At 30.0% G+C, this 22,895-nt stretch carries 19 protein-coding genes and 1 tRNA gene; 5 read left to right on the forward strand and 15 right to left on the reverse strand.

Annotated features, from left to right (window positions below; genetic code table 11):
- Positions 1-260 precede the first annotated feature (260 nt).
- Entirely contained in the window at positions 261-1,424 is a 1,164-nt protein-coding gene (locus LPB03_RS13590; protein ID WP_065320594.1) for a tyrosine-type recombinase/integrase, read from the reverse strand.
- Between the two features lie 473 nt (positions 1,425-1,897).
- Here LPB03_RS13590 and LPB03_RS13595 point away from each other — a divergent pair, with 473 nt between their 5' ends.
- Entirely contained in the window at positions 1,898-2,299 is a 402-nt protein-coding gene (locus LPB03_RS13595; protein WP_065320597.1) for an HU family DNA-binding protein, read from the forward strand.
- An 82-nt stretch (positions 2,300-2,381) separates the two neighbouring features.
- Here the strand turns inward: LPB03_RS13595 and LPB03_RS13600 are convergent, their stop codons facing one another.
- From LPB03_RS13600 to tamL, 5 genes are all read right to left on the reverse strand, one after another.
- The gene (locus LPB03_RS13600; RefSeq protein WP_065320593.1) at positions 2,382-4,631 is read right to left on the reverse strand and encodes a polyribonucleotide nucleotidyltransferase; all 2,250 of its coding nucleotides are present in this window, start codon (positions 4,629-4,631) and stop codon (positions 2,382-2,384) included.
- A 255-nt stretch (positions 4,632-4,886) separates the two neighbouring features.
- On the reverse strand, positions 4,887-5,156 hold the full coding sequence (gene rpsO / locus LPB03_RS13605; protein ID WP_026775718.1) for a 30S ribosomal protein S15: 270 nt from the start codon (positions 5,154-5,156) through the stop codon (positions 4,887-4,889).
- 143 nt (positions 5,157-5,299) lie between these two features.
- A complete protein-coding gene (gene accD / locus LPB03_RS13610) occupies positions 5,300-6,169 on the reverse strand; it encodes an acetyl-CoA carboxylase, carboxyltransferase subunit beta (RefSeq protein ID WP_065320592.1) in 870 nt (289 codons plus the stop codon).
- A 177-nt stretch (positions 6,170-6,346) separates the two neighbouring features.
- A complete protein-coding gene (gene fbaA, locus LPB03_RS13615; RefSeq protein WP_065320591.1) occupies positions 6,347-7,414 on the reverse strand; it encodes a class II fructose-bisphosphate aldolase in 1,068 nt (355 codons plus the stop codon).
- Between the two features lie 99 nt (positions 7,415-7,513).
- Complete coding sequence (gene tamL, locus LPB03_RS13620; RefSeq protein ID WP_065320590.1) at positions 7,514-10,027, reverse strand: translocation and assembly module lipoprotein TamL; 2,514 nt, start codon at positions 10,025-10,027, stop codon at positions 7,514-7,516.
- 70 nt (positions 10,028-10,097) lie between these two features.
- On the opposite strand from tamL, the gene LPB03_RS13625 reads away from it, so the two are divergent.
- On the forward strand, positions 10,098-10,835 hold the full coding sequence (locus LPB03_RS13625) for a TrmH family RNA methyltransferase (protein ID WP_065320589.1): 738 nt from the start codon (positions 10,098-10,100) through the stop codon (positions 10,833-10,835).
- 399 nt (positions 10,836-11,234) lie between these two features.
- On the opposite strand, the gene porT is transcribed toward LPB03_RS13625, so the two are convergent.
- The 5 genes from porT to LPB03_RS13650 form a co-directional block, all read right to left on the reverse strand.
- Positions 11,235-11,942, reverse strand: a complete 708-nt coding sequence (gene porT, locus LPB03_RS13630; RefSeq protein WP_065320588.1) for a type IX secretion/gliding motility protein PorT/SprT — start codon at positions 11,940-11,942, stop codon at positions 11,235-11,237.
- A 2-nt stretch (positions 11,943-11,944) separates the two neighbouring features.
- On the reverse strand, positions 11,945-12,676 hold the full coding sequence (gene ubiE, locus LPB03_RS13635) for a bifunctional demethylmenaquinone methyltransferase/2-methoxy-6-polyprenyl-1,4-benzoquinol methylase UbiE (protein WP_065320587.1): 732 nt from the start codon (positions 12,674-12,676) through the stop codon (positions 11,945-11,947).
- Positions 12,677-12,720: 44 nt separating this feature from the next.
- Positions 12,721-13,626 carry a NifU family protein gene (locus tag LPB03_RS13640; RefSeq protein ID WP_065320586.1) on the reverse strand — a complete coding sequence of 302 codons (906 nt, stop codon included), beginning with the start codon at positions 13,624-13,626 and terminating at the stop codon, positions 12,721-12,723.
- Positions 13,627-13,728: 102 nt separating this feature from the next.
- Complete coding sequence (locus LPB03_RS13645) at positions 13,729-15,132, reverse strand: OmpP1/FadL family transporter (protein ID WP_065320585.1); 1,404 nt, start codon at positions 15,130-15,132, stop codon at positions 13,729-13,731.
- A 30-nt stretch (positions 15,133-15,162) separates the two neighbouring features.
- A complete protein-coding gene (locus tag LPB03_RS13650) occupies positions 15,163-16,236 on the reverse strand; it encodes a hypothetical protein (RefSeq protein ID WP_157579366.1) in 1,074 nt (357 codons plus the stop codon).
- 152 nt (positions 16,237-16,388) lie between these two features.
- Here LPB03_RS13650 and proS point away from each other — a divergent pair, with 152 nt between their 5' ends.
- From proS to rpsT, 3 genes are all read left to right on the forward strand, one after another.
- A complete protein-coding gene (gene proS, locus LPB03_RS13655) occupies positions 16,389-17,867 on the forward strand; it encodes a proline--tRNA ligase (protein WP_065320583.1) in 1,479 nt (492 codons plus the stop codon).
- A 106-nt stretch (positions 17,868-17,973) separates the two neighbouring features.
- Positions 17,974-18,045 (forward strand) — tRNA-Glu (locus tag LPB03_RS13660).
- Positions 18,046-18,081: 36 nt separating this feature from the next.
- Entirely contained in the window at positions 18,082-18,333 is a 252-nt protein-coding gene (gene rpsT / locus LPB03_RS13665; RefSeq protein ID WP_065320582.1) for a 30S ribosomal protein S20, read from the forward strand.
- An 84-nt stretch (positions 18,334-18,417) separates the two neighbouring features.
- Here the strand turns inward: rpsT and rodA are convergent, their stop codons facing one another.
- From rodA to mreC, 4 genes are read right to left on the reverse strand one after another with little or no spacing between them, the layout of a single operon-like run.
- The gene (gene rodA, locus LPB03_RS13670) at positions 18,418-19,698 is read right to left on the reverse strand and encodes a rod shape-determining protein RodA (protein WP_065320581.1); all 1,281 of its coding nucleotides are present in this window, start codon (positions 19,696-19,698) and stop codon (positions 18,418-18,420) included.
- Positions 19,679-21,568, reverse strand: a complete 1,890-nt coding sequence (gene mrdA, locus LPB03_RS13675) for a penicillin-binding protein 2 (protein ID WP_065320580.1) — start codon at positions 21,566-21,568, stop codon at positions 19,679-19,681. Before mrdA ends, rodA begins: the two co-directional genes overlap by 20 nt.
- On the reverse strand, positions 21,568-22,071 hold the full coding sequence (gene mreD, locus LPB03_RS13680) for a rod shape-determining protein MreD (RefSeq protein WP_065320579.1): 504 nt from the start codon (positions 22,069-22,071) through the stop codon (positions 21,568-21,570). Before mreD ends, mrdA begins: the two co-directional genes overlap by 1 nt.
- Positions 22,064-22,888: a rod shape-determining protein MreC gene (gene mreC / locus LPB03_RS13685; protein WP_065320578.1), complete on the reverse strand. Its 825-nt coding sequence runs from the start codon at positions 22,886-22,888 to the stop codon at positions 22,064-22,066. Before mreC ends, mreD begins: the two co-directional genes overlap by 8 nt.
- Between the last annotated feature and the right edge of the window lie 7 nt (positions 22,889-22,895).

Genomic DNA, 22,895 nt, shown 5'->3' on the forward strand with positions numbered 1-22,895 from the left:
TTCAAGTTAAAGGCCAGATAATTAACAGAATACTTGACTTTCTCGTTTTTTTTAACTATCTTCAAACTGTAAAACGTTTCAATGTTTTGAGAGTGAACTCTCAACGATTTCAATCGTACAGTTTGATTTTCAAAAATCCTAAGTCAAAACCTTTAAAATTCTGCACTATAAACGCTTGAAAATTCGACAAAGTGTATTGAAAATTCCAAAAGTCTATCGATATTAAATACAACTGGTTATATGGAGAACAAAGGTCCTTTTTATATCGTATTATTTCCGGATAATAGGAAGTTTTGTTCTTCTTTATTATTTTGGTTTAAAGTTAATAAAATAGTATCTAATGGACTCGTAATATCTAATAAATCTTTCTTGGCAACATGTGTATAAATCATCGTAGTCTCTGGTTTTGCATGACCTAATAACTCCTGAATATGTCTTAACCCAACACCATTTTCCAGTAAATGAGTTGCATAACTATGTCGTAATGTATGCGGAGTTACTCTTTTTAAAACCTTAGCTAAAATAACACTCTTACCTAAAAATTTACGAATACTACTTTCTGAATATCGATGTCCTTCTAATCCTTCTATAAAATAAACTTTCGGTGTGTATGTGGTTAAATAATTCAGTAAAAGAGGTAAAAATGACGAAGCCAATACAACAAAACGATCTTTACGTCCTTTTCCACTTTCTATTTTTACTTGTTTTCGCTCAATATCAATATTCTTTAATTGTAAACTAGTAATTTCTCCAATGCGCAATCCTGATGAATACAACAAAACAATAATAGCTCTATGTTTTAAGTTTTTAGTAACCTGCACAATGCGTAAAACTTCTTCTTGAGATAAAACATTGGGCAATTTTCTAGATTTTTTAGGTCGTTCTAATACCAGATCATTAATTTTTGTTTTTGGACAAAAAATAATAAAAATCTTTAAGGCACTTATAAATTGTCTTTGAGTGCTAACAGAATACTCTCTTTCTATAAAAACTTTTTCAATAAATAACTCAACACTCCTGTTGGTAAGTTCTTCTAAAGGTGTCTTTGTATGAAAATTTACAAAATCAGCAACAAAAAAAGTATACGTCTGTATGGTACTTTTACTGTATCTTTTACCTTTTAAATACAAGTAAAAATTATTTAAAATCGTTTTTTGTTCGTTTGTTAACTTTCTTTTAAATGGTATTGTTTTGCTAATTTTGCTAGAGTTAATAATTGTTATTCCTTTAAAAGTTGTAATAACTTTATCGTAATTCTCTTTAGTGTTTTCTACGTGCCAAGCTGCTAAAGTTTTACTCCATGTAGCGCCACTAATACTTCTTATGATAGAAATGAGACCATTATCAAATTTAAATTTAATTAATAGTTTAGATGAATTGCGATGAACTTGTTGTTCTAAATAAATTGTAGGATACTTTTTCATACGTTTTCAATAGCACTTAAAAGTAGTAAAAATAAATTAAATATTTTGAGTCTTTTTTATTTACTTTATCATAATAGTTGTAAGGCATTAAGTATTTAGCTTTTTTTAGAAACAAAATGTAGGAGTTGATATTTAATTATTAGGTAAATTTCTGTTGTAGATATAATTAATATTAAAAATTAAGCTAACAGAGTACCTCTAAAACTAGTAAAAGTCTAAATATAATGGTTGTTTAAAAATATAGATATAATTGTGTAAAACATAAGGGAGTTTTTTAGCATTTTCCCTTAAGTTTTAGGACATTCTTAAGTAAGTTATTTAACAAAATACTAGTATATTCTGTTAAATATTGTAGTATATGTTTTTAAATATAGTAGGATAGTTTTTGTAAAATAGTAGAATAATGTAAGACGATAGTGTTTTTTGGTAGAAAAAAAGTTATTTTTAAAGATACAAAAAACAAACCATACAATATGTCTTTACGCTACAGAATTACCAAAAGAAATAATTCCATAAATAATAATAAAGAACAATATATTTTACAGGCTGTAAATACGGGGACTGTAGATTTAGAGTATATTGCTAAGCTAATAAGCAATGAGTCTAGTTTACATGAGGTAGATGTTAGAGCTGTACTAATTGCGCTTGGTATGAAACTGGAGTTTTTTCTTACCGATGGCAAAATTGTAGACCTTGGCGAAATGGGGCGTTTTAAAATGGGTTTTTCTGGTGTTGCTAGCAATACCGAAAACGATTTAACCCCAAAAAGGAATATAAAAAAGTACCATGTAAACTACCAACCTTCCAGAAAAATGAAGCGTCTGTTAAAAGCGGGTGTTAAAACATACAAAGAGGGCAGAAGGGCTATAGATTAGTTATACTAGCTATTTTTTTACCATAAAAAAACCTGTTTCACATAATGAAACAGGTTTTTATTTGTATTCTTAAAAAAGAAAATTATTCTTCTTTTCTAGGTTCTCTTGGCGCTCTTGGCTTTCTGTCATCACGTCCACGATTATTGCTACTTCCTCTACTGTCTCTTCCTCCAGAAGAACGTTTGTCGTCTCTTGGTGGTCTTGCTACATAACCTTCTGGTTTTGGTAACAATGCTTTTCTAGAAACTTTTTCTTTACGAGTTCTTGGGTCTAAACCAAAGTATTTCACATCAAAAACATCACCCATATTTACAACATCGGTTACGTTTTCTGTACGTTCCCAAGCTAATTCAGATACGTGTAATAAAACTTCGTTTCCTGGTGCTTCTACGTATTCTACTACAGCTCCAAAATCTAACATTTTTATGACTTTCACTTCGTAAGCGCTACCAACTTCTGGCTTGAATAACATCGATTCAATTCTAGCAATTACTTGTTCTATTCCAGCTGGATCTGTTCCTAAAATTTCGATAATTCCTTCTTCAGTTACAGCATCTTCAGTAATAACAATTGTTGTACCTGTTTCTTTCTGTAATTCTTGGATATGTTTTCCTCCTGGTCCAATAAATGCACCAATCATATCATTTGGAATTCTTCTGTTTATCATTTTAGGAGCATGCGCTTTAACTTCTTCGTTTGCAGAAGGAATAGTATCCGTCAATTTCTCTAAAATGTGTAAACGACCACTTCTTGCTTGTTTTAGTGCATTCACTAAAATCTCATAAGAAAGTCCTTTTACTTTAATATCCATTTGGCAAGCTGTAATTCCTTCCGAAGTTCCAGTTACTTTAAAATCCATATCACCTAAATGATCTTCATCTCCTAGAATATCAGATAATACTGCATACCTGTCTCCATCAGAAATTAAACCCATTGCAATACCAGATACTGGTCTTATCATTTTTACACCTGCATCCATTAAAGCCATTGTACCAGCACAAACAGTTGCCATAGAAGAAGAACCATTAGATTCTAACACTTCAGAAACTACTCTTACTGTATATGGGCAGTCTGCAGGAATCATTCCTTTTAAACCACGTTGAGCCAAATTACCATGACCAACTTCTCTTCTAGAAGTTCCTCTTAATGGTCTTGCTTCACCTGTACAAAAAGGAGGGAAGTTATAATGTAAATAGAAATTTTCTTCACCTTCGTAAGATGGCATATCTATTTTGTTTGCATCTCTTGATGTTCCTAAAGTTACAGTTGCTAATGCTTGTGTTTCTCCACGAGTAAAGATGGATGAACCATGTACTGATGGTAAGTAATCTACCTCACACCAAATTGGTCTAATTTCATCAGTTTTACGTCCATCTAAACGTAAACCTTCTGCTAAAGTTAATTCTCTAACTGCTGCTTTTTGAGCTTTATTGAAATATTTTCCAATTAATTCTGCATAATCAACTAATTCTTCTTCTGTAAATGAAGCTTTTAATTCTTCTTTTACTTCATCAAAAGCTGCAGAACGTTCTGCTTTAGAAGTTCCTTTTTTAGCAATTGCATAACATTTGTCATAACAAAAGTCTTGTATTCTTGCTGCTAATTCTTCATCTTCTCTTTCTCCTTGATATTCTCTAGTTTCTTTTTTACCAAAAGCTTCAGCTAAACGAACTTGTGCAGCACATTGTACTTTAATAGCTTCGTGTGCAAATTTAATTGCGTCTGCCATTTCTTCTTCAGAAATTTCATCCATTTCACCTTCCACCATCATTACAGAATCTGCAGAAGCTCCAATCATCATATCAATGTCAGATTCTGCTAATTGTGCTCTTGTTGGGTTGATAACGAATTCGCCATTTACTCTAGCAACTCTTGCTTCAGAAATTGGGCATTCGAAAGGAAAATCAGATAATTGAATAGCTGCTGATGCTGCTAAACCTGCTAATGCATCTGGCATAACATCTTCATCATGAGACATTAATTGGATCATTACTTGAACTTCTGAATGGTAATCTTTTGGGAATAATGGACGTAAAACACGGTCTACAAGACGCATTGTTAAAACTTCGCCATCACTTGGTCTTGCTTCTCTTTTAAAGAATCCTCCAGGATAACGTCCTGCAGCTGCAAATTTTTCTCTATAATCTACTGTTAAGGGTAAAAAGTCTACTGTACCAGCTTTATAGCTAGATACAACTGTACATAACAACATTGCTTTTCCCATTTGAACAACAACTGAACCATGAGCTTGTTTGGCTAATTTACCAGTTTCTAATGAGATGGTTCTTCCATCTCCAAGGTCTATAACCTCTCTAAATACTTTTGGAATCATAAATGAATTCTAAATTTTTAATTACTAATTTTTTGTTGTTGTGTTGTAGTTGTTGTGTGTTTTTCCAATGGAAATTCAGAATTATTGTTGGTAATTCTGATTTTTTTGTTTCTTTGAAGTTTGTTAGTCTTAAAGAAGTTATTGCTTTTAGATTCCTGTTTTCACAGGAATGACAAGTTTTTGAAATGAAACAAGTTTCAAAACATTTTTTTAATAAAAAAGAGGCACGTTTATAGAGCCTCTTTTTTGTGAGAATTATTTTCTAATTCCTAATTCTGCGATAATTGCACGATATCTTGTAATATCAGATTTTTTTAAATAATCTAATAAACTTCTACGCTTACCTACCATCATTACTAAAGAACGCTCTGTGTTGTAATCTTTACGATTTTTCTTTAAGTGTCCAGTTAAATGGTTAATTCTGTGCGTAAATAACGCAATTTGTCCTTCTGAAGTTCCAGTATCGTTTTTTCCTTTACCGTGTTTTTCGAAGATTCCTTCCTTTACTTCTTTAGTCAAGTACATGCCAATATTATTTAAATGATTTTTATGTATTTCAATGATGTTTTCATTGAAGCTGCAAATATAGTGTTATTTTTAAAAAGAAAACCAACAAAAAAATAGTTCTTTTGTTGGTTTTGAATTGTTTATAAATTATTGATGATTTTCTAAACTGCTTCCTCTTTTCTAACTGGAATATTTTGTATTAAATCAATATATAAATTTACTTGTTTTTTTAAGTCTTTACGCTCATAAATAGCATCTAAGAAACCATGTTCTAAAACAAATTCAGATTTTTGAAAACCTTCTGGTAATTCTTTACCTGTGGTATCTTTTACAACTCTTGGCCCAGCAAACGCAATTAATGCATTTGGTTCTGCAATATTTATATCGCCCAACATTGCATAAGAAGCTGTTGTACCTCCAGTTGTTGGATCTGTACATAAAGAAATATATGGAATTTTAACTTCTGCTAATTGTGCTAATTTTGCTGATGTTTTTACCAATTGCATCAAAGAAAGTGATGCTTCCATCATTCTTGCTCCTCCAGATTTTGAGACCATTAAAAATGGAATCTTATTTTCGATAGAATAATTAATTGCACGTGCAATTTTTTCTCCTACTACAGAACCCATAGATCCACCAATAAATGCAAAATCCATAGCTGCAATTACAATGTCTTTTCCTAAAGATTTACCTACAGCAGTTCTAACAGCATCTTTTAATTTTGTTTTTTCTTGTGCTGCTTTTAATCTGTCTGGATATTTTTTTGTGTCTTCAAATTTTAAAGGATCTTTAGACGTTAAGCCTTCATTTAATTCTTTAAACTCATTGTTGTCAAAAAATAATTCGAAGTATTCTTTACTACCAATTCTTACATGATAGCCATCTTCTGGACTTACATATAAGTTCTTTTTTAACTCTTCTGTGTCAATAACTTTTCCACTAGGAGTTTTGTACCACAGCCCTTTTGGTGTGTCTTTCTTATCCTCTGTTGCAGTTTGTATTCCTTTATCAGTTCTTTTAAACCAAGCCATAATGTTAGTTTATTTAATTTAATGTTATTTACTTTTAAAATAAAAAGCAAGTTACAAATGTAAAAGATTTTTGCGAACTTTTAATTTGGTTTGATTAATTCTTTTTTATCAATCTTAAAAACAAAAAAAAGCATCTTGAATTTCTTCAAAATGCTTTTATAAAAAGTATTGTAAATCTTATAAAGTATCTACGTTATTTAAATCTGCAAATGCTTGCTTTAAACGTGCTTTAAAAGTTTCTTCACCTAAACGTAACCAACCTCTTGGATCGTAATATTTTTTGTTTGGCTTGTCAGCTCCTTCAGGATTCCCAATTTGGGTTGCTAAATACTCTGCTTTACCTTGCATATAATCTCTAATTCCTTCTGTAAAAGCAAATTGTAAATCAGTATCAATATTCATTTTGATAACTCCATAACCAATAGCTTCTCTAATTTCTTCTAAAGTAGAACCAGAACCACCATGAAAAACAAAATCGATATGATTTTCCTCAACACCATATTTTTTAGTTACATATTCTTGAGAATTCTTTAAAATTTTTGGTGTTAACTTTACGTTTCCTGGCTTGTAAACTCCATGTACATTTCCAAAAGCTGCAGCAATTGTAAACTGTGGAGAAACTTTTAATAATTCTTCATAAGCATACGCAACTTCTTCTGGTTGTGTGTATAATTTAGATGCATCTACATCAGAATTATCAACTCCATCTTCTTCACCACCTGTAATTCCTAATTCAATTTCTAAAGTCATACCCATTTTGCTCATTCTAGCAAGGTATTCTTTACAAATTTCTATGTTTTCTTCAATTGGTTCTTCACTTAAATCAATCATGTGAGAACTATATAAAGGCTTGCCAGTTTCTTTAAAGTGAACTTCACTTGCGTCTAACAATCCATCAATCCAAGGTAATAATTTTTTTGCACAATGGTCTGTATGTAAAATTACAGGTACTCCATATGCTTCTGCTAATGCATGAATATGTTTTGCACCTGCTATACCACCTGCAATTGCTGCTTTTTGATTTTCGTTAGATAATCCTTTACCTGCGTTAAATTGAGCACCACCATTAGAAAATTGAATGATTACTGGCGCATTTAATTCTTTTGCAGTTTCTAAAACACCATTAATTGTGTTAGAACCTACAACATTAACTGCTGGTAATGCAAACCCTTTTTCTTTTGCGTAGTTAAAAATTTCTTGAACTTCTTTTCCTGTTGCTACACCAGGTTTAATATTATGACTCATTTTATGTGTGTTTTAATTGATATTATGCATCAAAAATAACAAAAAATAGTAGGTTTTAAGACAAAGTAGCTATTTTAAATAACGAAAACGTTACCTTTTTTAGAATGGATAGTTGATACCAATATTGTAAACTGCAGAATTAAAGTTATAATTTTTAAACCATTTACTATCTTGTAAATAAGGTTCGTAGGTTTTAAAACCAACATCGAAACGTATTATAAGGAAATTAAAATCTAATCTTGCTCCAAAACCAGAACCCACTGCAATATTTTTTAAGGATGATAAACCCGTGAATTTTGCATCCTCTTCTACAAAATCAGAACCAGAAATATCCCAAATGTTACCAGCATCAACAAATAAAGCCCCTTTTAACCTACCAACAACATCGAATCTATATTCTGCACTTGTTAAAAATTTAAAATCGCCAATGTTAAATTCTAAGCCAGATTTTCTGCTTCCAGGTCCTAATTCGTAAGTTTGCCAAGCTCTAATATCATTAGAACCACCAGCAAAATAACTTTTTGTAAAAGGAACATCAGAATTATCATAAGTTAAAATGGCACCTAAAAATGTTCTAAAAGCAAAAACGGAATTATTAGAACCAATACTCCAAAATTTCTTAAACTCAATATCCGTTTTAAAATATTGAGCCAAAGGAATGTTTAAAATAGTTTTTTTATCATTATCATTTCTTTTATCTGATAATAAACCTAAAATGTTTCCTGAATTGGCAAGACGTATTCTAAAAAAAGAAAAATTACTATTCTTAAAATTAGTTTGGCCATTATAAGTATAGGTGTAAGCCAAAGTAGGAATCAAAAAATCTGATGTGATAATATTATATCGATCTAAGATATTTACGCTAGTATTGTATTCGTCTGGATTTGTATTTTGAAAATTAGTATCATTAGCTACTAAATTCATAAATCGCAAAGCATCTTCTGATTGTGAACTAATATTTTCATCATTTAAAGGAAAATTATCATTTGTGTTTTTGGCTAAATCATAGGCTTCTGCAACCGTATTTAAATTATCAAATTCTGATGAATAAATATTAAAAAAACTTTCAACATTTAAATTTTGAATGTATTGAGTATTTAAAACCTCTAATTGAATCGTCTTTTTGGGTGTGGATTGCCATTTGTAATCTGTTAATATGGTAAAAGTCTGCCTGTCTAAACCAATGTTTTTTTGAAAACTAGAACCTATTGAAAATAAAGTTCTTGGAGACATTTCTTTGGGTACAAATTTACCAAGACCAAATGGAGCAACAAATCTTGGAATCTCTAAAGAAGCATCTGCTCCAATTTCCCAACCAGGACCATTGTTAGAGTTGAACCAAGAACCTAAAAGGGACATTTTTAACAATTCTGCTCCTCTAAAAATATTTCTATCTGTAATAGAAAACTTGCCAGAAATTCCTAAGTTTCTAATATTTGAGTGTGTTAATTCCGATTCTAAACCCAGCGTATATTTTTCTAATGGAGATAATAAAACATCCATTCTTAACTCACTATCAGAACCATCAATAGGTGTAAATTTTATATTTGTTGATTTAAAATTTTGTAAAGATTTTAAATGTGTTCTGGTTAAATTTGTTAACGTATCACTATAAATTTCGCCAGGTTTTAAGAAAATAGATTGCGATAAATATTTAGGATTGTAAAGTAATTTATCAAACGCAGAAAATTGAATACCATTATAGGTTACAGTGTCTGAAATTTTTTCATCCTTTTGTGTAAAAGAGTAATCTGTGGTTACATGTACTTCTTTGATTGTTTGTACTTTGTAAGGTTTTTCTATATAAACACCTTCTTTTTCTTCTAATCTGTTAGATGATATTAAAAAATCTACATTTGTCTTATAGTCAGTTCTTGTAGAATCTACATAAAAAGCTAAAGCAGATTCTGTAAAATTATAAATACCATTATTTCTAAAGAGTTTTACTACTTTACTAGCTTCATTTCTAAAAACTTGATCTTTATAACGATCTCCTGATTTTAATAAAGACGTTAAACCAGAATTCACATAAATAGAATCTAAAATAGGCGATTTTATCTCGATGTTTACAGTGTCTAATACTGTTGGTTTTCCTTTTTGAATTCTATAAGTTACAGTGGCTTTTTTACTTGCAGAATTTCTTTTAATGTTAGAGGTTACAGACGATTTAAAATAGCCTTGCGTTTTATAATAGGCAGATAAATTATCTTCGGTTCTTTTAACTTTTAGCTCGCTTATAATTGCTGGTTCATCATAACTTAAGAACCATTTATTTAAGTTTATAAAAGAATTTGCATAAGCAATACTTTGTTTTTCGGAAAAAATTCTTTTTACAAAGTTATAAGACCTTTTATTTTCATTAGCCCATTCAATAGGAGTTTTTGGTTTATCGTGATTTCCTAAATTATGAAAATACAATCCTAAAGGCAATCCTAAAAAACGAGGATTTCTTTTTTGTAAAATATATTTTTGAAGATCTGCTCCATTCGTTTTTGTGCTATCAATAAAAATATTGGTTTTTGAAAGCATAAACTGACCATCTATTACATGTTCTGTAGAATTACATGAAATTAGAAAGATGATGAATAAAAAATAAAACGAGAGTTTTTTCATTATTTTAGCACTCCAAAGAATATCAAAAATAGTATTTTTCAACGGTATATTTATATTTATAAATTAATTAATGAGCATCTCAAAAAATCAACTAAAATTAATAACAAGTTTATCGCAAAAAAAGTATAGACAAAAAAATAGTTTATTTATTGCTGAAGGTATAAAAGTAGTAAATGAACTTTTAAATTCATCTTTTCAAGTTGATATTTTATTTGCAACTGATGATTTTGAAACTACGATTTCTTCGGATAAAATTGTGAGAGTTTCTGAAAAGGATTTACAGAAAATCAGCAACTTAAAATCGCCAAACAAAGTTTTAGGGCTGTTTAAAATTCCTGATGAAAAACCTTTGCAACAAAAAGGGCTTACTATTGTTTTAGATGCCATAAACGATCCTGGAAATTTAGGAACTATTATTCGTTTGTGTGATTGGTTTGGAGTAACGCAATTAATTTGCTCTAAAGATACTGTAGATTGTTACAATCCAAAAGTTGTGCAAGCAAGTATGGGTTCTTTAACAAGGATTTCTATACAATATATAGCTTTAGAAAACTATCTACAAGAAACGAATTTACCAACTTTTATTGCGGATATGAATGGTGAAAATGTCTATAAATCAACTTTACCAAAAGAGGCTCTTTTAGTGATGGGAAATGAGGCAAATGGTGTTTCTGATGAAATTAGAGCATTGATAAAAAATAAAATATCAATTCCAAGATTTGGAGAAACGCAAGAAACAGAAAGCTTAAATGTGGCAACTGCAACCGCTATTTTGTTAAGCGAGTTTAAACGTAGTATTTGTAGGTAGTTTTTAGTTGGCAGTAATCAGTAGCAGTTTTCAGTGAGCGAGTTTGAGAGGTTCCTATTATATTTAAAAGTATAGTTTTAAAAAAGATTTTTGATTAAATTTCGCTCCTATGGAGCTTTGTCTTTCTTGCGCTATTTTTTTATGAATATTTCGCTCTTACAGAGCTGAAAATCCCAGAGGGATGAAATATTAATAGAAAATTATTTCAAAATTAAGTTTAGCCCTAGAAGGGCGATATATTAAAAATTTGGTTATTTAGTAAGAGTTTTTTGGAGTTTATAAAGGTTTAATCTAATAACAATATTAAAAAATAATTCTAGATTCTAAAGGAGTTAGGTATTTTGTCTCTTTGAATCTCCGCGAAAAACCTCTGTGAATTTCTGTGTAATAGGAAAGTTACTACTCAAAAGCAAAATTCAAGAAAATACCACGAGTTCCCATAAAATTAATAGGAGCTGTCCATCTACTATTTGGATCATCATCGTATTTTATCTCGTTATTAATGGCAAAAACTCCACGAATGGAAGGAGAGAATTTAAAGAACGCTAAATAAATATCAATTCCTACACCAACTTCGTACATAAAATTGGTTGTTTTCATCCTAAATTGTCCAGCAGAATTATCATCTTGATTGGCTTCATTACTAGAAAAATTATAATCTAAAGAAACACCTCCTAATAAATAAGGACGAATATTTTTATACCTGTCAGTACTAAATTTAAAAACTACAGGAAAGTGCAAATATGTAGAGCCAATTTCTCTGATACTATCTTGTGGATTGGCAGAAGTATTTAAATGATTAAAAATAATGTTTTTGGAATTACTTACTAAGCCTGGTTCTAAACGTACACTTAAATTTTTGTGCAAACGCAATTCAGCAATTAAACCAACATTAAAACCATAGGTTGGTTCTACAGAAATATCAGCATTAAAAACATTGCTGTTTTTTAAATTTAGTTTAAAATCATTTTGATTGATTCCCAAATAAAAACCATAATGAATTTTTCTATCATCGAATGTTGGTAGGTTTTCTACACGTTCTCTTTGGGCAAAAAACGTTGCAGAAATCATCAATAAAAAACCAAAAAGAAATCCTTTTTTAATCATTTTTATAAACTTGCAGTGTAAATTGTGGCCACTCCAAAAGTTACAGGAGTAGCTTCTGTATGTGTAAACCCATTTTTTTGTAAAATATTGTTGAAAGCTTCTCCAAAAGGAAAAGAATTTGCAGATTCAGATAAATACGAATAGGCAACTTTATCTTTAGAAAGTAATTTACCAACTGCTGGTAAAAATAGGTTTGTATATAATTTATAACCTTGTTTAAAAGGAAATTTTACTGGGTTTGAAGTTTCTAAAATAACCAAAACTCCAGTGGGTTTTAAAACTCTTGCAATTTCTGTTAAACCTTTGTTTAGGTTTGCAAAATTACGCACACCAAAAGAAACTGTAATTGCATCGAAAGTATTATCATCAAAAGGCATTTCTTCAGAATCGCCTACAATCATTTCTATTTTATCAGAAAGATTTGCTTTGGCAATTTTCTGTTTTCCAACGTCTAACATTCCTGCAGAAATATCTAAACCTACAATTCTATCTGGTTTTAAAGCAGCCATCATTAAAGCTAAATCTCCTGTTCCTGTTGCAATGTCTAAAATTTGCTTTGGATTATTTTTACCAACAATCTCAACAACTTTTTTACGCCATTTTACATCGATTCCTAAAGAAATAACTCTGTTTAAACCATCGTAATTGCCAGAAATAGTGTCAAACATTTTAGCAACTTGCTCTTTTTTTCCTAAAGTTGAATCTTTGTAAGGATTAATTTTTTCTGCTGACATCTATGTTTGATTTATACTAAATATAATTATTTTTCTGCTAACTTCTAACCATTAATGGCTATAACTTCGTTTACTTGATTTGGCAACATGTCTTTTAACAACGCTTCAATTCCGTTTTTTAAAGTTGCTGTAGAAGATGGACAACCACTACAAGCGCCTTGTAAAACTACGCTCACAACCTTATTCTTTTCATCATAAGATCTAAAAGCAATATTACCTCCATCACCAGCTACAGCAGGTTTTATATATTCGTCTAAAATATCTGAAATTTGAGCAGGAATTCCTTCTAACTCAATAACTGGAGCAATTGTTTCTTTGTTTGTTACAGTTTCTAAAGTTGGTAATTCTTTAATGATGGTTTTTCCTTCCACTAAATACTCGCGAATAAACGTTCTTACTTCAGCAAAAACCTCTTTCCATTCCACCATATCGTATTTGGTTACAGAAACATAATTATCAGAAATAAAAACTTCTTTTACGAAAGGAAAATTAAAAATTGCTTGTGCTAAAGGAGAAGATTTACTTGCTTCTTCTATATTTTTAAACTCAACATCTGTTTGTGTTAAATTCTTGTTTGTACCAAACTTCATTACTCCAGGGTTTGGGGTAACTTCTGCATATACTTCTATGGCTTCTTTTTTTGTTGATGAGGTTTGTTCGTTTACAACCACATTTCCATCATTTAAATAAGCTTGAATTTGTTCTGCAACTTCTTCTTGTACATCTTGCCATTCCACAATATCAAATCGTTGAATTGCAATAAAATTAGCGGTAACAAATATCTTTTTTACAAAAGGTAAATAAAATAATTGTTGCGCTAAAGGAGAGTTTTTTGCTTCGTCTATATTTGCGAATTCATAACTACCTCCATTTATTAAAACTTGTGTGCTATTAAATTTTAAAATGGTTTCGTTTGTAGTTTCTTGAATAGTAATTTTTGTCTCTTGCATGTTCTAAAGTATAAGTTGCAAAATTAAGGGAAAAAACTGAATTCCAACAAAAAAGACCTTGCATATTTATATATACAAGGTCTTTATTATAGAGAAAATTTATTATAAACTTATAGAAACGGTTCCTGTAAAAAATCTGTTATCTAAAGTTAATTTTGTTGCATCAACATTAAAACCAGAATAGAAATTATAAGCACCAGTTCTGTTGCTATTACTGTAGGCAAAATCTACTTTAAAATTCCCGAAATTATAACCAGCTCCAAACGAATAGCCAGTAACGTCATCTAATTGTAAAGCACTACCAGGATTAAAATTATTATTTTCAAAAGGAGTTTGCTCATAAGAATAACCACCTCTAACACTAAATTTGTCTAAACGCCATTCTGTACCAATGTTCAGATTATGCGTATTTCTAAAATCGTTTTGAAAAGCTTGGTTTTCAGCGGAAAAATCATCTTCAGAAAGTGTAATTCCTTTATAATTTTTATTGCTATAATCTAAGCTTAATAAGCCGTTTTTACCAAAAATAAATGCAGTACTCGCTGTTAATTTACTTGGGGTTCTTAATCTATAAAATAATTGTTGCGAAGGGAAAAAACCATCAGCTGTATTATCATATATTAAGTTATCATTACTAACAATAATTTCTGTATCACCGAAAAAACCTTCATTATTTACAATATTACTATCTTCAATAATTTCTGAAAACCAAGTTGGTGTTTGGTAAGACAAACCAAATCTAAAACTTTGGTTAGCTCTATAAATAAAACCTAAATTAGCAGAAAAGCCAGTTGCAGTTGTAAAGTTTTCTTGGTATAAATTAGCATCTAATTCATTTCCATCAACATCACTATTAAATTCAGTTAAAGTAGATTGCTGGTTAAAATTTAAATCATAAAAATTAAGTCCTAATCCAACATGTAGCTTCTGGTCATAGACAGAAGAAAAACCAAAATTCACTTCACTTAATTCACCTGCAAAGGTATTATTAAAGCGTTGCTCATCTGCAATACCATAAACTAAAGCAGGGTTATTTGTGTCTAAAGGATATTCTGTAAACGTTGCAACTCCACTATTACCTTGTGCTAAAAAGCTGTTGTTAAAATCTTTTGTAATTCTATAATTAATACCAACTGCAAATTTACTCCAATCCGATTTGTAAGCACTGTCAAAAACCAAAACAGCTCCTGCTTGCGACAAATTTGTATACTGATTTTGATTTATTAAGTTAGCACCATAATAATTTGATTTAATTTCTGTATTTCTAGAATTAAGTGTTCCAGAAAACGAACTATTGTTAAATACTGATAATCCTGCAGGATTTACATTCATAGATGAAATATCTCCACCTAATGCTCCAAAAGCACCACTCATTGCTGTAAATCTAGCAGTTCCATTTTTATCATCTTGAGAAAACAAAATTGCTAAATCTTGGTAACTTAATGATTGAGAAAATGACGTGAATGCAGTGAATGTAAATATAGCTGCTATAAAAAGTTTTTTCATATTTTTTGAAATTTTCTTTTAAATATTATATTAATTTCCTCTTCTAGATGATGATGAAGATGATCTTCTACTAGAACTACTTGTTCCAGAACTTCTTGAAGATGAAGAACTACTTCTTGTATTTGTAGAGGATGATCTTGAGCTTCTACTTGATGAAGTTGATGCTCTATTGGTATTAGATGATGATCTTCTATATGTAGAGTTGTTACTTCTAGAATTTGTACTTCTTCTATTAACAGTAGAAGTTCTTCTTGATGGTGTAGAACTTCTTCTAACAGAAGATGAACTTCTACTACTTGTTGTACTTCTTCTTGTAGGACTTGTAGTGTTTCCATTTCTTACAGTTCCAGTAGATCTTCTACTCGAAATAGTACTGTTTCTGTTAGATGTTCCAACTGACCTTCTATTATGTACAGAGCTATTTCTTCTGCTTGTAGAAATTCTATTTCTTGAACTTATAGTGTTCGTATTGTTTCTTCTTCCATAAGTATAGCTTCTATTGTTATAAGATCTAGTATTATACCATCTTGAAGCATAAAATCCACGATTCCAACCCCAATTATTATGATATGGGTGCCAGTAAGGATTTCCTCCCCAATATGGATTTCCATAACCATAGTTAAAACCCCAATAATTGTAATTGTTGTAAAATCTCCAATTGTTGTTGTATCCCCAATAGTTGTATCCCCAATTATTAAATCCACCACCCCAATAAGGGTCGTTTATAAGATTTATGTTTACAACAACATCGTTGTTTTCATAACCCCAAGGTTGACTTGCATCGTAATTTAAGGTTTCATCAATAAGTTCGTCATCAACATAATCAGTAGTAGAATTGTAAGAATCTACATCAACAAAAATCTCATTGTCTTCGATATTTTGAAGCGCATTCAATTTTTTTGTAAAATAATCTTCTTCATAATCATCATACTCTTGTTCATTCATAACAATTACTTTTTGTTCATTGTTAGCTGGAGTTACATCTCCATAAATACCATCATCATTGTAAACACTTTGGTAAGTTCCGCAAGAAACTAATAACAAATTAGCTGTTACAATTAAGATAAGTTGATGTAGCTTTAAATTTTTATAGTGTAGTTTCATAATGGTATGTTTTATGTATTATTCTTTATTGATGTTTTATTGCATTAAAAACACTAAAATATAGTAGTTTTGTATCAATTTTGAAAAAGATTTCAATCTTTTAACAAAATTTTCACTTGAAATAATGCAAAATTTGTGCCAAAGTATAGGTTATGAGTAAAAAGTTAACGAAAAGATCAGAGGATTATTCTAAATGGTATAATGAATTAGTTGTTAAAGCTGATTTAGCAGAAAATTCAGCTGTTAGAGGTTGTATGGTTATAAAACCTTATGGATATGCTATTTGGGAAAACATGCAGAAAGAGTTGGATAGAATGTTTAAAGAAACAGGTCATGAAAATGCCTATTTCCCACTTTTTGTTCCTAAAAGTTTATTTGAAGCAGAAGAAAAAAATGCTGAAGGATTTGCAAAGGAATGTGCAGTAGTAACTCATTATCGTTTGCAGAATGATCCTGATAATCCAGGAAAATTAAGAGTAGATCCAGAAGCTAAATTAGAAGAAGAATTGGTAGTAAGACCAACATCCGAAGCTATTATTTGGAATACCTATAAAGGATGGATTCAGTCTTATAGAGATTTACCTTTATTGATAAATCAATGGGCAAATGTTGTTCGTTGGGAAATGCGTACTCGTTTGTTTTTAAGAACTGCAGAGTTTTTATGGCAAGAAGGACATACAGCACACGCAACAAAAACCGAAGCAATTACAGAAGCAAAACAAATGCAAGATGTCTATGCAGAATTTGCCGAAAATTTTATGGCAATGCCTGTAATTAAGGGTGTAAAATCTGATAGTGAACGTTTTGCAGGTGCAGAAGATACCTATACAATTGAAGCTTTAATGCAAGATGGAAAAGCTTTACAAGCAGGAACAAGTCATTTTTTAGGACAAAACTTTGCCAAAGCTTTTGATGTAAAATATACTTCAAAAGAAGGGAAACAAGAATATGTTTGGGCAACTTCTTGGGGTGTTTCTACACGTTTAATAGGAGGTTTAATAATGACGCACTCAGATGATTTAGGTTTGGTGCTTCCTCCAAAGTTAGCTCCAATTCAAGTGGTAATTGTTCCCATTTATAAAAATGATGAACAATTAGAAGCAATTTCAGAAAAAGTAAACTTTTTAGTTAAAGATCTGCGTAAAAAAGGAATCTCTGTAAAGTTTGATGACAGAGATACTTTTAGACCAGGGGCAAAGTTTGCAGAATATGAATTAAAAGGAGTTCCTATTAGAATTGCTATTGGAAATCGAGATATAGAAAACGGAACTTTAGAAATTGCAAGAAGAGATACTTTAGAAAAACAAACTATTTCTCAAGATGATACAGTAGTTTTTATAGAGAAGCTTTTGGAAGAAATTCAACAGAATTTATTCGATAGAGCAATTAACTTTAGAAAAGAACATACTACAGAAGTAAACGATTTTAAAGAATTTAAACAAGCAATAAAAAATACAGGTGGTTTTGTTTCTGCTCATTGGGATGGAACAGAAGAAACCGAAGATAGAATTAAAGAATATACAAAAGCTACAATTAGATGCATTCCAAATGATGCTATTGAAGAAGAAGGTGTGTGTGTTTTAACAGGAAAACCTTCATCAAAAAGAGTATTATTTGCAAAAGCTTATTAAGAGAAAAATTAATTGAAAAAAAAAAGTAATTTTTTTTAAAAAATTATTGCACAATTTAAAAAACGTTGTATATTTGCACCCGCAATTAGGAACATTTAATTGTTATGGTCCGTTCGTCTAGGGGTTAGGACGCATGGTTTTCATCCATGTAACACGGGTTCGATTCCCGTACGGACTACAAAAGTTTTAATAAGAAACAAGAGGTAAAGAAATTATGGCAAATCACAAGTCAGCATTAAAGAGAATTAGAAGTAACGACGCTAAAAGGCTTCGTAACAAATATCAGCACAAAACAACTCGTAACGCAGTTAGAGATTTACGTGCAATTGAAGATAAAACAGAAGCAGAAACTAAATTGGGTAAAGTTATTTCTATGCTAGATAAATTAGCTAAAAAGAATATTATTCATAAAAATAAAGCAGCTAACTTAAAATCTCAATTGACTAAAAAGGTTTCTGCATTATAATATATTTTATACTTCTATAAAACTTAAAAACTCTTAATTTTAATTAAGAGTTTTTTTTGTGATAAATTTTTCGAAAACCTGTTTTTAAAAATCATAATTTTTATGAGCATCTAATCTTATAAATATAAATAGTAAGATTGTAAAACCCCAAAGAGAAGAGCCTCCATAACTAAAAAAGGGCAATGGAATACCTACAGTTGGTAATAATCCTATTACCATCCCAATATTAACAATAACGTGGAAAAATAAAATAGAAGCTAAGCTGTAACCATATATTCTTCCAAATTTGTTTGTATGCGATTCCGCTAAATATATTATTCTATACATTAATAGCATAAATAGAATTATAACAAAACTACTCCCTAAAAATCCCCATTCTTCACCTACTGTGCTAAAAATATAATCTGTATGTTGTTCAGGAACAAAATCACCTTGAGTTAAATTGCCATTTAAAAATCCTTTTCCACTTAAGCCACCAGAACTAATAGTTAGTTCAGATTGATATGAATTGTATCCAATATTTCTATTATCAACCTTTAAACCTAACAATACTTCAAAACGATCTCTATGGTGTTGTTTAAAAACATTGTTATAAGTATACCCTGTTCCAAAGATAAATAATGCTATAATCGCATAAATAGCTATTACTTTATGCCAGTTAAATCTTAAAAACCTTTTACCTCCTCTATAAATAATATAGGCTACAACAATTGTAATTATAATAAAAAGTGACAAAAACATTTTACTTGCACCAAAAAAAATGGTTAAAATAAATAATGTAATAAAAGTTATTCCTAATAAAATGTAATTAAGAGTTAAACCTTCTCTATGTAAAACAAAAAAGAAAGCAAGATAAATAAGTGCAGAACCAGCATCTGGTTGAAGAGTAATTAGAAATGCCGGAAAAAATATAATAATGAATGCCTTTATCTGATTTTTTATCAACTTAAAATTATACTGCCTGTCACTTAATAATTTAGCAACAGCAAGTGCCGTAAAAGCTTTCATAAATTCAGATGGTTGTAGCCCTAAAACCCCAAAATTAAACCAAGATTTTGCTCCATTAATTTCTTTACCAAAAGGGAATAAAAGTATTAACGAAAAAATTGATATTATATAAAAAATACTAGCATATTTTTCATAAAATTTTGAATTAAAAAAAAGAATAAGAATAATAAGTGGAATGGTTAAAACAATAAAAATTAACTGTTTACCATATTTTGTAGCAAAACCTATAAGTTCAACATCTTCTTCAGTTTTTGAAGCTGCAAAAATATTAACCCAACCAAACCCAACTAAAGCTATATAAATAAAAACTAAAATCCAGTCTATACCTGCAAATATATTATTTTGTTCTTGACGCAATTTCTTCTAAGGGTTTTTGAATTTGTTTGTCATAAATTTCTTGCAAGCTCATATTTAACATATTCAATTCTCTGTGTTTATTTTTCTCAGAGATTTTTCCGTTAATATATTTTTCGATCATTAAACTGGTTATTGGAGCTGCAATTGTAGAACCATAACCCCCATTTTCTACAAAAACAGCTAAGGCTATTTTCGGATTGTCTTTTGGTGCAAATGCCACTAAAATAGAATGATCTTTTAATTGTTCTTTTATTCCATCAACAATAATAAAATTTTCTGCAGTTCCTGTTTTTCCACAAATATCAATATCTTTAACTTGGGACCATTTTCCTGTTCCTGTTTTAAAAACTTCGTGCATTGCTTCTATAACAGGCGAAAAGTGTTGTTTATCTATGGTTGTTTTTTTAGCTTCTGTGTAGTTTGGATTGTCAATAAAAGCAGTGTCAATTTTTTTAACGATGTGTGGAGTAAAAAAATAGCCTCTATTTGCAATAGCAGCAGTAAAGTTTGCTAATTGTATAGGGGTTGTTAACACCTCACCTTGACCAATTGCATTTGATATAGTTGTAGACCCATTCCAAGAATATCTATAACGACTATCATAATAATTACCATCAGGAATTAATCCTTTTTGGCCTGCAGGTAAATCATAGCCTAAAAAATTACCCAAACCAAAACTAGCCACATGATCGTGCCAGGTATTTAAACCTTCAGTCGGGTTGTTGTCTTTTTCTACAATTCTTTTATAAGTATTTGAAAAATAACTGTTACAAGACTTTGCAATAGCTGTTTTTAATTGAATTGGACTTCCGTAAATTCCACAATGGCAACCCATAAATTCACCAGCTCTGTTTCCATATCTATAACCTCCATAACACTTAAATGCAGTTTGCTGATTAATTACATTTTCTTGCAAACCAATTAAGGCATTCATCATTTTAAAAGGACTTCCAGGAGCATAAGCTGCTAATAAACCTCTGTCGTAACTTGGTTTGCTAATGGTATCATTAAATAAAAGAACAGAATTTTTTGATCGTTTTCTACCAACTAACATATTAGGATCGTAAGAAGGAGCAGTTACTAAGGCTAAAATTTCTCCAGTAGAAGGTTCTATGGCAACAATTCCCCCACGTTTTCCTTTCATTAATTGTTGCGCATATAATTGTAATTCTATATCTAACGTAAGGACTAGGTCTTTTCCATTTTCAGGTAATGTATCGTAAACTCCGTCTTTGTAAGATCCTGTAACCTTGTTAAATCGATTTCTATGTAAGTATTTTTTACCTTTTCTACCTCTTAAAATATCTTCATATTGTCTTTCTACACCATCTTTTCCTTCTAATTCTCCTTGTTCATAATAATTGCTATTTCTTGCTTTTTCTTCATTAACTTCACCAATATAACCTAAAACATTAGCAGCAGCTTTGATTGGATAATCTCTAATAATTCTTTTTTGGATAAAAAAACCAGTGTATTTATGTAGCTTTTCTTGTAAAAATGCAAAATCTTCTTTTGCTAATTGTTTTAAGAAAACAGATGCTAAATAAGGAGCATAATCTTCTGCCTTTTGAAGACGTTTTATAAAATCTTCTTTATCGATTTTTAGAAGTTTACAAAACTCTAAAGTATCTATAGCTTTTACTTGATTTGGTTGCACCATTACATCATAAGAAAGTTGATTGGCAACTAATAATTTACCATTTCTATCATAGATATAACCACGTTCAGGATAGTCGTAAATTGTTTTTACGGCTGCATTATGGATTGGATCATAACTTTCGCTTCTAATTATTTGTAATTGAAACAAACGCCCAATAAAAACAATTCCGATTAGTGTAATCAGAAAATAGAGTAAAAAACTTTTTTGCATTATTCGCTTTTAGTAAAAATATAAGTACCTAAAAAATATAATAACAACGTAAAAATACTTGAATAAATTGTATTTAAAAGTACGTTAGAAAAATTATAAAAACTAAAATTAGCAAAAGAAAAGTAGATAAGATGATGAATGATTGTTAAAGTTACTACATAATTGAAAATTTTACCAAAAGATTCTGATTTTAATTTAAAAAATGGAAAATCTGCAGGTATTTTTCTAAAATAAATTCTTACAAAAAACAATCGTATATAAGAGATGAATAAAATTGAAAATGCATGAATACCTCCTGAATCAGAAAAAAAATCAACAGAAAGACCTAATAAAAAACTGTAAAGTAAAAATGGGAATCTATTTTCTTTTAGTGGGTATAAAAAAACAAAAACAATATATAAGTATGGATTTATAAATCCTAAAAATAAAATGTTATTCAGCACAAAAACCTGCAAAAAAAGCAGGAAAAAAAATAACGTAACCATATTAAATGGATTATTCATCTTGAGCTTCTAAAAGATTTATTTCTATAGTATCTAAATTTTTAATAACCTGTACAAAACCTAAATTGCTCATATCATTAAAAAGAGTAACATCTACTTTATTGTCTGCTGTATTTCCTTTGTTAATTTTAGAGATAGTGCCTACCAAGATTCCCTCTGGAAAAATAGTAGATTTCCCTCCAGTTTCTATGGTGTCACCAATTTCTAAAGGTGCTTGTCTTGGTATGTCAGAAAGTTGAACAGTATTGTAATCTTTTCCATTCCAACTTAAAGAACCAAAATAGTTGCTGTTTTTTAAACGAGCATTAATTTTACTGTTTCTATTTAAAATAGATTGAACTCTTGCGTAATCTCCAGAAGAATTATCTGTAATTCCAATAATCCCTTTACTATTAATTACAGCCATTTCTTTTTTTATACCTTGATTTTCACCTTTATCAATCGTTAAAAAATTAAACTCTTTATCGTAATTATTATTGATAATTTTTGCAGTAGTAAACATATATTTCTGTTGATATTTTACAGAATCGATAACAATAGAATCGATACTAAAACTTACGGAGTTGTATTTTTCTAACAGGTTTTTTAAACGCGTGTTTTCTTCAGCTAAAAGTTTGTTTTCAGATTTCAGATTCCAATATTCAGAAATATTAGACGTTTGAGAATAAAAACCGCCAGTTATAAAATTCGCAGAATTTACAAATTTACTTTTGTGGAAATCAAGATTATTAAACGTTAACGTAAGCGAAATAAATGATAACAATAAAAAGAACAGAAAGTATTTAAATTTCTGAAAAAAATAGATGAGTTGTTGCATTCTTAAT

Source organism: Polaribacter vadi, from assembly GCF_001761365.1.
Classification (GTDB): Bacteria; Bacteroidota; Bacteroidia; order Flavobacteriales; family Flavobacteriaceae; genus Polaribacter; species Polaribacter vadi.